Genomic DNA, 14670 nt, shown 5'->3' with positions numbered 1-14670 from the left:
ATCAGGCCGCTCGATCGTCGCGGTTCGCCAACACCTGAGGCGTATTCACCTCGATCCAGTCCGCCAGTGCGGCCACTTTCTCGCTCACCTCTGCCCCTAACGGCGTCAGACTATACTCTACGTGCGGCGGTACGACCGGGTACGAAACGCGATCAACAAACCCGTCCTGCTCCAGCGCCTGAAGCGACTGAGCCAACATCTTTTCGCTCACGCCCCCCATCTTGCGGCGCAGGTCACTGAAGCGATGCGTTCCCTGACGTAATGCCACCAGAATCAGCACGCCCCAGCGACTGGTGACATGCTTGAGCACGTCCCGGGAAGGACACTGCTCGGCAAACAGATTTCCGTCGCGCATTTGTTCGCTGAGTGTCGGGATCGTCATTTTCATACTTACCTTTTTGTACGTACTTACTAAAAGTTAGTTAAGGTGATAGTGTGCCACAACACCAGACAAACACGAAGGAGATTCATCATGATCGCGATTACCGGCGCTACCGGCCAGCTTGGCCATCTCGTTATCGAACAACTGCTGAAAACCGTTCCGGCAAACCAGATTGTAGCCATTGTGCGTAATCCGGCGAAAGCCCAGGCATTAAGCCAGCAGGGTATTGTCGTCCGCAAGGCCGATTACACTGACGAAGCGGCTTTCACCACCGCACTGAACGGCGTGGATAAACTGCTGCTGATCTCATCCAGCGAAGTGGGCCAGCGCGCCACACAGCACCAGAATGTGATTAACGCCGCCAGGGCGGCTGGGGTGAAGTTCATCGCCTACACCAGCCTGCTGCATGCGGATAAATCCCCACTGGGGCTGCACGTTGAGCACGTCGCCACCGAAAAAGCGCTAGCGGAATCAGGTATCCCTTATGCCCTGCTGCGCAACGGCTGGTATACCGAAAACTATCTGGCGAGTGCGCCGCCTGCGCTGGAACACGGCGTATTTATCGGTGCCGCCGGTGAAGGCAAAATCGCCTCCGCTACCCGTGCAGATTATGCGGCAGCCGCAGCGAAAGTCATTGCTGAAGAGGGTCACGCGGGCAAAGTTTACGAACTGGCAGGCGACAATGCGTGGACGCTGAGCGAGCTGGCGGCTGAGCTGAGCAAACAGAGCGGGAAACAGGTGGCTTATCAGAATCTGAGCGAAGCGGATTTTGCCGCTGCGCTGAAGAGCGTTGGTTTGCCCGCCGGGCTGGCGGATATGCTGGCGGATTCCGACACGGGGGCGTCGAAAGGTGGTTTGTTTGACGACAGCCATACGCTCAGCAAACTGATCGGCCGTCCAACGACATCACTGAGCGAGAGCGTCAGCGCTATCCTGTAATTGTTACAAACTGGTTATTTTTTGTGGCATCCCCTCGGGTCATCTCTGATAATGAAGCGATGACCCACGAGGAGACTCACCGTGCAAGGCGTACCGGAACAGTTCATTGATGAGAGAGACAGCGCGCGCTTTCGCCACCTGGCGCAATTGCCGGGCCTCGAACTCTATCACGCGCATATCTCAGACTACGCCTTTGAGCCCCACACCCACGAAGCCTTCGGGATCGGCACGATTGAAACCGGTGCCGAGCGCTTTCGCTATCGCGGTACGCAACACCTCGCCTCTGAAAAATCCGTTGTCACCATGAACCCGGACGAGATCCACACGGGGGAATCTGCCACCGAAGGTGGCTGGCGCTACCGGATGGTCTACATCGAACCCGATTTGCTGGAAGAGGTGACCGGCCTTCGCCAGTGGTGGTTTAGCGATGTTACGCGTTACGATCCGCAACGTTCACTCCAGATTGGCCAGCTGATTTATGGCCTGTGGCATACGGACGACCCGCTGGCGCAAAAAGGGTTATTGCTGGATCTCATTGAGACCTTCCAGCCGCTGGCCCGCCACGCACCGGTGATACAGGAAGGCGCACACCGGTTCGCACGTGTGCGCGAATATCTGCATGACAACTATATGCATTCGCTGACCCTGGACGAGCTGGCGAATGTAGTGTCACTCAGCCCGTACCATTTTCAGCGCCAGTTCAAAGCCCACTTCCATGTTACGCCGCATCAAATGCTGATGGCGATCCGCCTGTGGCGCGCCAAAGCGTTCCTGACGCACGGTATGCCCGCCGCTGAAGTGGCCGCCGCCACCGGATTGACCGATCAGTCGCATTTGACCCGCGCCTTTACCCGCCGTTACGGCATCACCCCTGTGCGTTACCAGAAACAGGTGACCACGCGCTAATGCGCAACCTCATACAATACGGGCGCATGTTCCCCTTCTACACTGAGTGCAAAGTGAATCAATGTGGGTGGAAAAATGGTTAGCGGCGTGTTGTATGCCCTGCTTGCAGGTCTGATGTGGGGGTTAATTTTTGTCGGCCCTCTGATAGTACCAGAGTACCCGGCGGTACTGCAGTCGATGGGACGTTACCTGGCACTGGGGCTGATTGCACTGCCCTTAGCGTGGCTGGGGCGTGCGCGGCTGCGACAGCTCAGCCGCCAGGACTGGTTCGCTGCACTGGCGCTGACCATGATGGGTAACCTCATCTATTACTTCTGTCTGGCGAGTGCCATTCAGCGTACAGGGGCACCGGTTTCTACCATGATTATCGGTACATTACCGGTGGTGATCCCCGTGTTTGCGAACCTGCTCTATAGCCACCGCGATGGCAAACTGGCCTGGTCAAAAATGGTACCCGCACTGGCATGCATCGCCGTGGGACTGGCGTGTGTGAATATTGCCGAACTGCGCCACGGGCAGACGGATTTCAATCTCTGGCGCTACGGGTCTGGCATCACGCTGGCGTGTGTTTCCGTGGTGTGCTGGGCGTGGTATGCCCTGCGCAACGCTCGCTGGTTGCGGGAAAACCCGGATAAACACCCGATGATGTGGGCAACAGCGCAGGCACTGGTCACGCTACCGGTGTCACTGGTGGGATATGTGGGGGCGTGCATCTGGTTAGGTCACCAACAGCCAGAATTTACCCTGCCCTTCGGACCACGCCCGGGGGTATTCATCGGTTTGATGGTTGCCATCGCCGTGCTGTGTTCCTGGGTGGGCGCGCTGTGCTGGAATATCGCCAGCCAGAAGCTGCCGACGGTGATCTTAGGGCCGCTGATTGTCTTCGAAACTCTGGCAGGATTGCTTTATACCTTTCTGATGCGCCAGAGTGTACCGCCACTCCTCACGGCCTGCGGGATCTTGTTGCTTGTGGCCGGGGTAGTGATTGCGGTGAGAGCGAAGCCGGAAAAACCGAGGGTTGTTCCGGCCTCTGAGGTGTGAGTATTGCCCGGTGGCGGTTACGCCTTACCGGGCAAAGCGTTAGAACGTTTCCCAGTTTGCTTCTGAAGCGGTGACAGCAGGTTGTGCTTTTGGCACATATGTTTTCACCGGAGCCGCTTTTGCTGCCTGGTTGCGGGTAATCTTAAACACCGCCACCGCTTCGTTCAGGCGCGCAGCCTGATCTTCCAGCGCCGCCGCCGCCGCGGCAGATTCTTCCACCAGCGAGGCGTTTTGCTGGGTCACGCGATCCATCTCCGCCACAGCCTGGCCGACCTGATCAATACCGCGACTCTGCTCGTCAGAGGCGGAGGCGATTTCACCCATGATGTCAGTAACACGCGTGACCGCATTGACGATTTCCTCCATCGTCGCCCCGGCTTCATTCACCAGTTGAGAGCCCGCATTCACGCGCTCGCCGGAATCATCGATCAGCGCTTTGATCTCTTTCGCCGCCTGGGCGCTGCGCTGGGCCAGAGTACGAACTTCCCCCGCCACCACCGCAAAGCCGCGACCCTGTTCGCCTGCACGTGCAGCTTCAACCGCCGCGTTCAGCGCCAGGATGTTGGTCTGGAAGGCAATACCGTCGATCACGTTGGTAATTTGGGCAATTTTGCTGGAACTGGTAGCGATTTCATCCATCGTGCGCACCACGCCTTCCACCACATGACCGCCCTTCTTCGCTGTTGAAGAGGCATCCAGCGCAAGGCGGGAGGCCTGACGCGCATTATCGGCGTTTTGCTTCACGGTCGCCGTTAACTGTTCCATGCTGGCGGCGGTTTCTTCCAGAGAGGCTGCCTGCTGTTCAGTACGGGACGACAAATCGTTACTGCCCGCAGAAATTTCCCCCGCACCTGTATAAATGGTATCCGCACCCTCACGCACCACGCCAACCGTGTTCGACAGCGCTTTTTGCATCTCCTGGACGTTATGTGCCAGCAGCGCCATCTCGTTTTTACCACTGGCGTCGATCGGCTGAGTCAGATCACCCGACGCAATGGCACGAATATGGCTGATGACATCCTGCAGCGGCAGCAGCAGAACGCGGCGCATCGCAATCCAGCTGAAAATAATGACGACAATCACCAGAAGCATAACCGCAGAGAGGATCCACAGAATACGCGTGTAGTTGCTCTCATTATCCTGAAGCCCTTTGTCCGTCAGTACAACCTGCGCTTCACGCCATTCACGATACACGCTCTGCATTGCGTTCTGCTTCTGCTCCGCATTCTGTTTGAACATACCCTCCAGATCGCCCTGTGCCAGTAAAGCGTTCATTTGCGTAAGCGTTGCGGAATAAATGCGGTACTGCTCTTCCAGGCGATTCGTCAGGTTGTCGTCCAGACCCGGGGTATTAGGCAATGCATAGTATTTGTCGTAGTGATTCTGTGCATCTGCCAGCAGCTTTTTTGCGGTAGTCACCAGCTCATTCAGCTGCCCGCCGTTAATCTGGGATGCCATGCTGCTTTGCAGGCGCAGCATGCCGCGGTTCAGGGTGACGCGAGCCTGGTTCAGGCTGATCCATGCATCGGTAAACTCCGCCACGTTTTTGCCCGAAAGCTGCGAGACGGCGAAGTTGTCTTTGTCGTTATTCAGCGCATTAATAAAAATGCCAGCAGAGATCAATTGCATGATGCCAAGCACAAGCAGCACCGAAACCAGAAGAGTAATCACTTTTATACGTTTAAACATGCGTAGCCTTTTATATGCGGGATATTGTCTGACGTGTATCTATCGGCAGGCGCGGCGGGTTGTTTACTGCTTATCCACCTTTAAAAACTTTCGAAAGAAATTTTCCAAATCCATTCAGCAGGTTAATACACAAGATTTTTTTCGTGACCTACATCTCATTTTCAACTTTGCCCCTAAAGGGTTATAGTATCGCCACAAAGATGCATTTAAAATGCATCTTATATTATTGATGATGAGGTAACTGCTATGGCCTTCCGCGACCAACCACTCGGCGAGCTGGCGCTCTCCATCCCTCGCGCTTCGGCGCTGTTCCGTAAATATGATATGGACTACTGCTGCGGCGGTAAGCAAACTCTGGCGCGTGCGGCCTCGCGCAAAGAGCTGGATGTAGAGGTTATTGAAGCGGAGCTGGCACAGCTGGCCGCACAGCCCATTGAAAAAGACTGGCGCGCCGCACCACTTACCGAAATCATCGACCATATCATCGTGCGTTACCATGATCGTCACCGCGAACAGTTACCAGAGCTTATCCTGCAGGCGACCAAAGTTGAGCGCGTGCATGCCGACAAGCCTTCGGTGCCACGCGGTCTGGCGAAATATCTGACCATGCTGCACGAAGAACTTTCCAGCCATATGATGAAAGAAGAGCAGATCCTCTTCCCGATGATTAAACAGGGTATGGGCAGCCAGGCAATGGGGCCTATTAGCGTGATGGAAAGCGAACATGATGATGCAGGTGAACTGCTGGAAGTGATCAAACACACCACCAACAACGTCACACCGCCGCCGGAAGCGTGTACGACGTGGAAAGCGATGTACAACGGTATTAACGAGATGATTGACGACCTGATGGAACACATCAGTCTTGAGAACAACGTTCTGTTCCCGCGTGCATTAGCCGGAGAGTAACAAAAAGGCCCGGTAGCGATTACGCTTACCGGGCCTGTAACGTTTTCAAACGTATTAACGCACACCCGCCATACGTTTCTTACCGATAAACAGCCAGCCCAGACCCAGTGCGATGAACCACAGTGGCGTGACGAGCAGCGCCTGACGAGTGTCATCTTCCAGCGTCAACAGAACCAGTACGAACACGAAGAACGCCATACACACCCAGCACATCAGCTTGCCCAATGGCATCTTGTAGATCGATTTTTCATGCAGATGTGGACGCTGTTTGCGGTACACCAGGTACGAGCACAGGATGATAGTCCAGACAAACATGAACAGGATCGCAGACACCGTGGTGATCATGGTGAAGGCACCGATCACGCTCGGGTTCACGTAGAGCATTACCACACCGCCCAACAGGCACATGCAGGAGAAGGTTAACCCTTTCGCCGGTACCGCGCGCTTAGACAGTTTGGCGAACGCGCTCGGCGCAACGCCTTCCTGTGCCAGCCCAAACAGCATGCGGCTGGTAGAGAAAACACCGCTGTTCGCGGAAGAGGCAGCAGACGTCAGCACCACGAAGTTAATCAGGCTCGCTGCTGCTGGCAGCCCCACCAGAACGAACAGCTCGACGAACGGGCTCTTGGTTGGCACGACGGAGCTCCACGGCGTCACGGACATAATGATGACCAGCGCGAAGACGTAGAACATGATGATACGAACCGGAATAGAGTTGATTGCACGCGGCAGAGACTTCTCTGGATCCTTGGTTTCCGCAGCGGTAGTACCTACCAGCTCAATTCCCACAAAGGCAAATACTGCAATCTGGAACCCGGCAAAGAATCCGCTGATGCCTTTCGGGAACCAGCCACCGTCATTCCACAGATGGGTAAACGAGGCCTGAACGCCCGTTGGCGACTGGAAATGCGTGAGAATCATCACCAGCCCCACCACAATGAGCCCCACAATCGCCACGATTTTGATCATCGCGAACCAGAACTCCATCTCACCGAACATTTTCACGGTGGCAAGGTTCAGGCTCAGCAGCAGAACGATAACGGCCAGCGAGGCCACCCAGTCCGACAAACCGGGGAACCAGAACTGCGCATAGGCGGTAATCGCGACGACATCCGCCATACCGGTTACCACCCAGCAGAACCAGTATGTCCAGCCGGTAAAATAGCCCGCCCAGGGGCCGAGCAGATCGGAAGCGAAGTCGCTGAAGGACTTGTATTCGAGGTTCGAGAGCAGCAATTCACCCATTGCACGCATCACGAAAAAGAGCATAAAGCCGATGATCATATAAACGAAAATGATCGACGGCCCGGCAAGGCTAATGGTTTTACCCGATCCCATAAACAGCCCGGTACCGATGGCACCACCAATGGCAATAAGCTGAATATGACGGTTTGTGAGATTGCGCCGTAGCGACTGTTCAGACGACGCCTCTTCAACGGCGGCGACTTTGATCTGATCTACCATGTGATATTTTCCTGTTTATGCCTGTCTGTGTTGTTAAGGCTCTTCTGGCCTTTAAATACGTCAAAAGATGACGGTCCCCATGAAAGGACTCATCGATATTAGGTAAGAATCGGCGGGATGAATACTATGATTTGAATATTATGTTAATAATATGTTTAAAGTGAGTGTCATATCACTCATACAACGCGAAACAGCTCACAAAAATACACGCAACATATACATTTGCAAGATAAAATGTTGATTCAGGTGTAACTATAGGTTTTCTCACTATTTTCCCCTCCCGCACAGGGAGAGGAAAATCGTATGTCGATTACAGGATTTCCAGCAATTCGACTTCAAACACCAGGGTGCTGAATGGTGGGATGGACGCGCCCGCGCCACGCTCGCCATAGGCCAGGTTCTGCGGGATAGTCAGTTCCCATTTGGAACCCACTGGCATCAGGGTCAGCGCTTCGATCCAGCCAGCGATAACACCGTTAACCGGGAACTCAGCCGGTTCGCCACGCTGCACGGAGCTGTCAAATACAGTACCGTCGATAAGCTTACCGGTGTAGTGCACGCGAACATGGTCAGTACGTGCCGGGATAGTGCCGTCACCCTGGTTGATCACGCGGAACTGCAGGCCGGACTCGGTGCTGTTCACGCCTTCACGCTCACGGTTTTCTTCCAGGTATTTCACGCCTTCGGCAGCCATTTCTTCGAAACGCGCACGACGCACGGCGTCAGCACGTTCGTGGATTTCACGCAGCGCGCGATGCACAACATCAACCGGAACCGCCGGATGTTTGCCTTCCAGCGCGTCAGCGATACCCGCCACCAGCGCTTCCGGTAACAGGCCTTCCAGGCCGGATTCGCTCAGCTGCTGTCCTACCTGCAAGCCGATACCGTAGCTTGCCTGCGCTTCGATAGTGTCAAAAGTCGGGGTGGTCATGGGTTTTCCTTCCATCACATTTAAAGTAGCGGGCAGCATAGCAGCCATGCCCTTATGGGTAAAACTTTGTCTGAAGTAAAGGTGACAAACTGCGACGAAACAGAAACAATAGAGCCAGTCAGGATTTTCCCAAATATGTGTCACGAAAGCTGGCTTTGTTACGCCCATCAGGCAGTTAGCAAACTACACTTCTCAGGACAGGATAAAAAAGACGCGGAGCAGGAGGAAAGCCATGCCCGGGCGATTTGAACTGAAACCTACCCTGGCGAAAATCTGGTATGCGCCAGATCATTTTCGCATCATGGATCCGCTACCGTCCCTGCATCGCAGAGGCATTATCATCGGAGCGCTGCTGATGATCATTGGCTTCTTGCTTCCTACCGGCGGTGAGGATACGGGCACCACAACGGTGACCCGTAATGCACAGTTGGATCTCCAGTCGCAAACGCGACCACAGCCTGATGCTCAACCTATGCAGACTCAGCTGGTTACGCCATCTAACGATCCGGGCCAGGTCGCGCCAGTTGAACCAGAGCCGGTTCAGGATGAGCAGCCGCAGGAACAGGCCGCAACCCCTTCAGAACCTCAACAAACGCGGCAACCAACCGGAATTGAGCAACAGTGGCGTACCTATCGCGTAGAGCCGGGTAAAACCCTCGCGCAACTGTTCCGCGACCATAATCTGCCACCGACCGATGTCTATGCGATGGCACAGGTTGAAGGTACAGGTAAGCCGCTCAGCAATCTGCAAAACGGCCAGATGGTGCAGATTCGTCAGAACGCCAGCGGTGTGGTGACGGGCCTGACCATTGATGCCGGAAACGGCCAGCAGGTGCTCTTTACGCGTCAGAACGACGGAAGTTTTATCCGGGTGCGTTAGTTGCCGTAGGCCGGGCAAGCGTCAGCGCCGCCCGGCAATGCCCCACTCAGTGGCTCCGCTTATTCACCCACCAAATCCCCGAACACACCAGCACCAGCGCAACGGCATATTTTATCTCCAGGATATTTTCGCCAAGGAATATGGCAGACAGCACCGTTCCCGCAACCGGTATCACGAAGTTAAACGGTGCGATCATACTGACGCGGTTGACTTTGAGTAGCATGCTCCACAACGCGAAGGCCACAGATGAGAGCAACGTCAGATATCCCAGTACCGCCAGCGCGTTGACGCTATGCAGCACCAGCGTCCCCCCAGTGACATAGCCACCTGCCACCAGCATCGCCCCGCCGATAGCCAGCTGCCATCCGGTCATCACCATGGGGTCGACCGTCTGAGAGATGCGTTTTCCGTAAAGCGTGGCAGCAGAGAGGATAAATGCCGCCAGCACCACAAACCCGTCGCCATTCCAGACAAAGTGGAACTCACTTAGCCCACTGTGGAAGTTCACCAGCATCACTCCGGCAAACCCCAGAATACAACCCAGCGTTTTGTTATAGCTAAGCTTGTCGTTGTGATAGATAAAGTGTGCCAGCAGTACGCTGAAGAAAGTCCCGGTGGCATTCATGATCGAACCATTGACACCCGTGGTGTAGGCCAGCCCGATATAAAAGAAAGTGTATTGAATGGTCGTCTGCGTCAGACCCAGGACAGTCAGTTGCCCAAACTGAGCGGGTGTTAATCGGGCGATGGGTTTGCGCTGTGCTAATGCAAAGAGGAGTAACAACACACCCGCAAACAGAAAACGGTAGCCAGCAAACACCACTTTCGACGGGATATCATCAGTCGCAATCTGGAAGAGTTCATAACCGTTTTTAATGGCCGGGTAGGAGCTACCCCAAAGCAGACAGCAGAGCGTGGCGCAGGCATAGGCCACATTGCGACGGGCAAACACGGGCGTGGGCAGAACAGTTTCCATGACAAATCTCATAAATAAAATTGCGTTTCAATTTATTATCAGAGAAGGAGCCCGGAATAGCTACCATACAAGCAAGAAAACGTGTCTGGTACCGTTAAAAAGCAAAACGCCGGCACAAGGCCGGCGCTTCGACGTGAGCAGAGTAAAAATTACTCAGCTACAACGTTAACAACCAGTTTAGCGAACACTTCGCCGTGAACCTGGAAGTCAACTTCGTGCTCACCAGTGGTACGCAGAACGCCGTTCGGCAGACGAACTTCGCTCTTAGCCACTTTAACGCCAGCAGCAGTTACTGCATCAGCGATATCGCGGGTACCGATGGAACCGAACAGTTTACCTTCGTCGCCAGATTTGGACGCGATGGTAACGGTGCCCAGTGCGTTGATTGACTCAGCGCGAGCGTTAGCAGCCGCCAGAACGTCAGCCAGTTTGGCTTCCAGTTCAGCGCGACGTGCTTCGAAAAACTCTACGTTTTTCTTGGTAGCTGGAACAGCTTTACCCTGTGGAACCAGGAAGTTACGAGCGTAACCCGCTTTAACGTTTACCTGATCACCCAGGCTGCCCAGGTTTGCTACTTTATCAAGCAGAATAACTTGCATTACCTTATCCTCTTAAAGTCGTATTAATGGACCGTGCCCGATTACTGATGACGATCAGTGTACGGCAGCAGGGACAGGTAGCGAGCGCGTTTGATAGCGCGAGCCAGCTGACGCTGGTATTTTGCACGAGTACCGGTGATACGGCTTGGGACAATCTTACCGCTTTCGGTGATGTAGTTTTTCAGCGTTGCGATATCTTTATAGTCGATCTCTTGAACGCCTTCCGCGGTGAAACGGCAGAACTTGCGACGACGGAAATAACGTGCCATATGGCTAGTCTCCAGAATCTATCAAATCAATCTGCTCGGCATGCAGAACCATTTTGCTCAGGCCGTTCTTTGCCTTGTGGCAAGAGATGAACCCCTGAACGATGACTGCACTACCGACCGTTATACTGTGAGTAATGGCCTGGTTTTCGTGTCCGCTAATAATTACGGGCATTTGGCACCACGCCTGCCGGTGAAACCCGGCTTCCTCTTGCACAGAACGATGCTCAAGCACGAACTGGCAATGCGGAATTCCTGATGGACTGACCTTTCGAAGGGGGGTCCTGCACACGGTGCCGGACAACACCAGACGGTTGGTCATCAGAAATTACTCTTCAGAATCCCCAGCATCAGAATCATCTGCGGTTTCGTTTGCGAAATCATCGCGACGCTCACGGCGCTCGTCTTTCGCTTTAACCATCGGAGATGCTTCGGTCACTGCGTGTTTGGTACGCATAACCATGCTGCGGATAACGGCATCGTTGAAGCGGAAGTTAGTTTCCAGCTCATCGATCACTTCCTGCGGTGCTTCAACGTTCAGCAGAACGTAGTGAGCTTTGTGCAGTTTGTTGATCGGATAAGCCAGCTGACGGCGGCCCCAGTCTTCCAGACGGTGGATCGTGCCCGCTGCTGCAGTGATTGCACCAGTGTAGCGCTCGATCATACCCGGAACCTGTTCGCTCTGGTCAGGATGGACCATAAAAACGATTTCGTAATGACGCATCGAATTGCTCCTTACGGATTATTCAGCCTCCTGTCTGGGTCAGCCGAGGCCCGGGGAGGCAAGGAACGTGTTAAAGGTCGGCTGAAAAATTGACGCGTCATAATACTTGCGTGACCCTGGAAACTCAAGCTGATTGCGCAAAAAATTCGCACAAAGCGCAAAGTGACCCTAACTGGATGATTTAAAATTAATCACATCAGGAAGCGTTGTTTTTTTGAACAACTGCATCAGAAATGGTCACTTATCCGCATCGGATAAGCGATTACACTTTAATCAGAGCCCATCTGAAGAAAAAAGGAGAGCAATAAACCGTCACACAGCACGCAGTCGTGGAGCGTATATCATGAAAAAAATCGCAATCGCCATTATGGCTGCGCTATTGCTCAGTGCAAACGCAATGGCAGCCATCAAGATAGACGGCCGACAGGCCAGAAACATGGATGATGTGCAAAGCTTAGGCGTAATCTACATCAATCATAATTTCGCCACTGAAAGTGAAGCAGATCAGGCAATTAATGAAGAAACCGATGCGCAGGGTGCAACATACTATCACGTCATACTGATGCGTGAGCCTGGCAGCAACGGCAATATGCACGCCAGTGCAGATATTTACCGATAACGCTTTAACGCTAGCACCAGGAAAGCCAACAAAGAGAATATAGCCATAGTTTGACTTGCCCCCTGCCCGGGGGCTTTTTTTTTGCGAATGGCTCTGAAATACCACCGGTTACAACTGTTTTGGTATTCCAGAGCACTTATTCACTTCTGCCCGTAGTAGGCATTTGGACCATGCTTACGCATGAAATGCTTGTTCATCAGGTAATCATCAATCCCCTGAAGATGTGGGTTAATACCGCGGGCAATCCACGCCATTCGTGCCACTTCCTCCATGACGACCGCATTATGTACGGCGTCATGAGCATCTTTTCCCCAGGCGAACGGGCCGTGCTGATACACCACAATGCCCGGCGTATGCAGCGGCTCACGTTCAGCCAGCGTTTCGATAATGACCTTACCGGTGTTGAGCTCGTACTCACCTTCCACTTCCGCCTGCACTAGCGCGCGCGTGCAGGGAATATCACCAAAGAAGTAGTCCGCATGCGTTGTTCCCAGTGCCGGGATCGCCAGCCCTGCCTGCGCCCAGGCAGTGGCATGCGTGGAGTGGGTATGCACAACACCGCCAAGCGACGGATAACGCCGGTACAGCGCCAGATGGGTGGCCGTATCGGAAGAAGGACGCCAGTTACCGTCAACAACATTACCTTCGAGATCCAGCACCACCATATCGTCGACTGTCATGGTCTCGTACGCCACGCCACTGGGCTTAATCACAACCCGCCCCTGCTCACGATCGATAGCGCTGACGTTGCCCCAGGTGAACGTCACCAGACCATAGCGGGGAAGATCCATATTGGCCTCAAACACCTGCTGCTTAAGCTGTCGCATCTTCGGCCTCCATCAACCCTGCCCGCGCCATACGCTCGCGCACCCAGTCCCGTGCTTTCGCCACTTCACCTGCCGGGTCGTCCGACGTTTCGCTCCACATCTCAATCAGGTAAGGCCCGCAATAACCGGTCTGTTTGAGCGTCTGGAAGCACCGTTCGAAATCCACCACCCCGGTGCCGAACGGAACATTTTTGAAAACGCCAGGACGCGTATCTTTGACGTGTACCGCCACGATATGCCCGATACCCGCCTGAAGCTCCATCTGTACGTCATTATCCCATGCCGACAGGTTGCCGATATCAGGGTAAAGCTGGAACCACGGGTTATTCAGGTAATGGGCATAACCCAGAGCCTTGCTGATAGAGTTCATTAACGGGTAATCCATAATCTCCATCGCCAGCGTCACCTGCGCGCGGCTGGCCATGTCGACGCTCTCTTTCAGGCCGTCGCGAAAACGTCGACGCGTCTCATCGTTGGCTTCCTGGTAATAAACGTCATACCCGGCAAGCTGGATCACACGGATACCGACATCCTGCGCAAAGCGAATGGCTTTACGCATGATCTCCAGCCCCTGAGCCCGCACGGCATCATCTTCACTCCCGAGAGGAAAACGGCGGTGAGCGCTGAGGCACATGGAAGGAACACGCACGCCCGTTTCAGCAACAGCGCTCACCAGTGCCAGGCGCTGTTCACGGCTCCAGTCGAGCCGAGAGAGACGATCGTCCGTTTCATCTACGGACATTTCGACAAAGTCGAAACCCAGCTGTTTTGCCAGCTGCAGCCGCGCCAGCCAACATTCCCCCGCAGGGAGTGCCTTTTCATAGATGCCAAGCGGGACCTGTTTTGACAACATACCCGCTCCTTAGCCCCAAAGCTGAGCGATTGAACGTTTGAACTGACGCGCCGCTTCTACCGGAGACGCGGCATCACGGATGCTACGACCGGCAATAAACACGTGAATGGGAATGCCTTTGAACAGCGGCAGATCTTCCAGCGCCAGCCCCCCCGTTACGGTGACTTTGAAGCCCATATCGGCCAGACGTTTGATGGCGCTGATATCTGCTTCTCCCCACGCAACACCGGCGGCCTGCGCATCGCGGCTACGGTGGTACACCACCTGCTGGATACCCGCATCGCGCCACTCCTGTGCCTGTTCCCAGGTCCAGAAGCCGGTCAGTTCAATCTGGACGTCACCATTGAACTCTTTTGCCACATCCAGTGCGCCTTTGGCGGTGTTGATATCCGCACAGCAAATCACGGTGACCCAGTCAGCATTGGCTTCAAAGCACATACGAGAGAGGATTTTGCCCGCGTCAGCAATTTTGGCATCCGCCAGCACGATTTTGTGCGGATAAAGCGCTTTCAGATCGCGCACAGCGCGCACGCCTTCACCCACGCAGAGGATGGTACCCACTTCAATAATATCGACTTCTTCCGCAATCAGGCGGGTGGTTTCGTAAGCGTGAGACAGCGTCTGGTTATCCAGTGCAACCTGCAACATTGGTAATGACATTTTCA

General features: G+C 54.4%; 18 protein-coding genes. 6 read left to right on the top strand and 12 right to left on the bottom strand.

The window, feature by feature from the left end; translation table 11 throughout:
• Window position 1 precedes the first annotated feature (1 nt).
• Window positions 2–388: a helix-turn-helix domain-containing protein gene (locus ACHHZ6_RS14580; RefSeq protein WP_182273515.1), complete on the bottom strand. Its 387-nt coding sequence runs from the start codon at window positions 386–388 to the stop codon at window positions 2–4.
• 84 nt (window positions 389–472) lie between these two features.
• Here ACHHZ6_RS14580 and ACHHZ6_RS14575 point away from each other — a divergent pair, with 84 nt between their 5' ends.
• From ACHHZ6_RS14575 to ACHHZ6_RS14565, 3 genes are all read left to right on the top strand, one after another.
• On the top strand, window positions 473–1321 hold the full coding sequence (locus ACHHZ6_RS14575; RefSeq protein ID WP_395122472.1) for an SDR family oxidoreductase: 849 nt from the start codon (window positions 473–475) through the stop codon (window positions 1319–1321).
• Between the two features lie 81 nt (window positions 1322–1402).
• A complete protein-coding gene (locus tag ACHHZ6_RS14570; RefSeq protein ID WP_395122471.1) occupies window positions 1403–2227 on the top strand; it encodes an AraC family ligand binding domain-containing protein in 825 nt (274 codons plus the stop codon).
• A 75-nt stretch (window positions 2228–2302) separates the two neighbouring features.
• A complete protein-coding gene (locus ACHHZ6_RS14565; protein WP_395122470.1) occupies window positions 2303–3268 on the top strand; it encodes a DMT family transporter in 966 nt (321 codons plus the stop codon).
• A 39-nt stretch (window positions 3269–3307) separates the two neighbouring features.
• Here ACHHZ6_RS14565 and ACHHZ6_RS14560 read toward each other — a convergent pair whose 3' ends face one another.
• The gene (locus ACHHZ6_RS14560) at window positions 3308–4957 is read right to left on the bottom strand and encodes a methyl-accepting chemotaxis protein (RefSeq protein ID WP_182273511.1); all 1650 of its coding nucleotides are present in this window, start codon (window positions 4955–4957) and stop codon (window positions 3308–3310) included.
• Window positions 4958–5203: 246 nt separating this feature from the next.
• Between ACHHZ6_RS14560 and ytfE the strand changes: the two genes are divergently transcribed.
• Window positions 5204–5866: an iron-sulfur cluster repair protein YtfE gene (gene ytfE, locus ACHHZ6_RS14555; protein ID WP_182919297.1), complete on the top strand. Its 663-nt coding sequence runs from the start codon at window positions 5204–5206 to the stop codon at window positions 5864–5866.
• Window positions 5867–5920: 54 nt separating this feature from the next.
• On the opposite strand, the gene cycA is transcribed toward ytfE, so the two are convergent.
• Window positions 5921–7330 carry a D-serine/D-alanine/glycine transporter gene (gene cycA / locus ACHHZ6_RS14550; protein ID WP_182273509.1) on the bottom strand — a complete coding sequence of 470 codons (1410 nt, stop codon included), beginning with the start codon at window positions 7328–7330 and terminating at the stop codon, window positions 5921–5923.
• Window positions 7331–7640: 310 nt separating this feature from the next.
• Entirely contained in the window at window positions 7641–8261 is a 621-nt protein-coding gene (fklB, locus tag ACHHZ6_RS14545) for an FKBP-type peptidyl-prolyl cis-trans isomerase (protein WP_182273508.1), read from the bottom strand.
• 232 nt (window positions 8262–8493) lie between these two features.
• On the opposite strand from fklB, the gene ACHHZ6_RS14540 reads away from it, so the two are divergent.
• Complete coding sequence (locus ACHHZ6_RS14540) at window positions 8494–9141, top strand: LysM-like peptidoglycan-binding domain-containing protein (protein ID WP_182273507.1); 648 nt, start codon at window positions 8494–8496, stop codon at window positions 9139–9141.
• A gap of 46 nt (window positions 9142–9187) precedes the next feature.
• On the opposite strand, the gene ACHHZ6_RS14535 is transcribed toward ACHHZ6_RS14540, so the two are convergent.
• From ACHHZ6_RS14535 to rpsF, 5 genes are all read right to left on the bottom strand, one after another.
• Window positions 9188–10117 carry a DMT family transporter gene (locus ACHHZ6_RS14535; RefSeq protein WP_395122468.1) on the bottom strand — a complete coding sequence of 310 codons (930 nt, stop codon included), beginning with the start codon at window positions 10115–10117 and terminating at the stop codon, window positions 9188–9190.
• A 149-nt stretch (window positions 10118–10266) separates the two neighbouring features.
• Complete coding sequence (gene rplI, locus ACHHZ6_RS14530) at window positions 10267–10716, bottom strand: 50S ribosomal protein L9 (RefSeq protein WP_182273505.1); 450 nt, start codon at window positions 10714–10716, stop codon at window positions 10267–10269.
• A 41-nt stretch (window positions 10717–10757) separates the two neighbouring features.
• Window positions 10758–10985: a 30S ribosomal protein S18 gene (gene rpsR, locus ACHHZ6_RS14525; protein ID WP_000135199.1), complete on the bottom strand. Its 228-nt coding sequence runs from the start codon at window positions 10983–10985 to the stop codon at window positions 10758–10760.
• A 4-nt stretch (window positions 10986–10989) separates the two neighbouring features.
• Window positions 10990–11304 (bottom strand): primosomal replication protein N, encoded by a 315-nt coding sequence (gene priB, locus ACHHZ6_RS14520; RefSeq protein WP_014068638.1) that lies wholly within the window; start codon window positions 11302–11304, stop codon window positions 10990–10992.
• A gap of 6 nt (window positions 11305–11310) precedes the next feature.
• On the bottom strand, window positions 11311–11706 hold the full coding sequence (gene rpsF, locus ACHHZ6_RS14515; RefSeq protein WP_014830397.1) for a 30S ribosomal protein S6: 396 nt from the start codon (window positions 11704–11706) through the stop codon (window positions 11311–11313).
• A gap of 343 nt (window positions 11707–12049) precedes the next feature.
• Between rpsF and yjfY the strand changes: the two genes are divergently transcribed.
• On the top strand, window positions 12050–12325 hold the full coding sequence (gene yjfY / locus ACHHZ6_RS14510) for a DUF1471 family protein YjfY (RefSeq protein WP_182273504.1): 276 nt from the start codon (window positions 12050–12052) through the stop codon (window positions 12323–12325).
• 140 nt (window positions 12326–12465) lie between these two features.
• Here the strand turns inward: yjfY and ACHHZ6_RS14505 are convergent, their stop codons facing one another.
• Genes ACHHZ6_RS14505 through ulaD form a run of 3 tightly spaced genes read right to left on the bottom strand, consistent with a single transcriptional unit; the run spans window position 12466 to window position 14665 of the window.
• Entirely contained in the window at window positions 12466–13152 is a 687-nt protein-coding gene (locus ACHHZ6_RS14505) for an L-ribulose-5-phosphate 4-epimerase (protein ID WP_182273503.1), read from the bottom strand.
• Window positions 13139–14005 carry an L-ribulose-5-phosphate 3-epimerase gene (locus tag ACHHZ6_RS14500; RefSeq protein WP_182273502.1) on the bottom strand — a complete coding sequence of 289 codons (867 nt, stop codon included), beginning with the start codon at window positions 14003–14005 and terminating at the stop codon, window positions 13139–13141. The genes ACHHZ6_RS14505 and ACHHZ6_RS14500 overlap by 14 nt, the downstream gene beginning before the upstream one ends.
• Before the next feature lie 9 nt (window positions 14006–14014).
• Window positions 14015–14665 (bottom strand): 3-keto-L-gulonate-6-phosphate decarboxylase UlaD, encoded by a 651-nt coding sequence (gene ulaD, locus ACHHZ6_RS14495; RefSeq protein ID WP_008502901.1) that lies wholly within the window; start codon window positions 14663–14665, stop codon window positions 14015–14017.
• Window positions 14666–14670: the final 5 nt, after the last annotated feature.

This window comes from Enterobacter cloacae complex sp. 2024EL-00214 (genome assembly GCF_043945575.1).
GTDB lineage: Bacteria > Pseudomonadota > Gammaproteobacteria > Enterobacterales > Enterobacteriaceae > Enterobacter > Enterobacter cloacae_P.
Note: the sequence above shows the minus strand (reverse complement) of the source record. Positions and strands in the feature narration are given on the sequence as shown.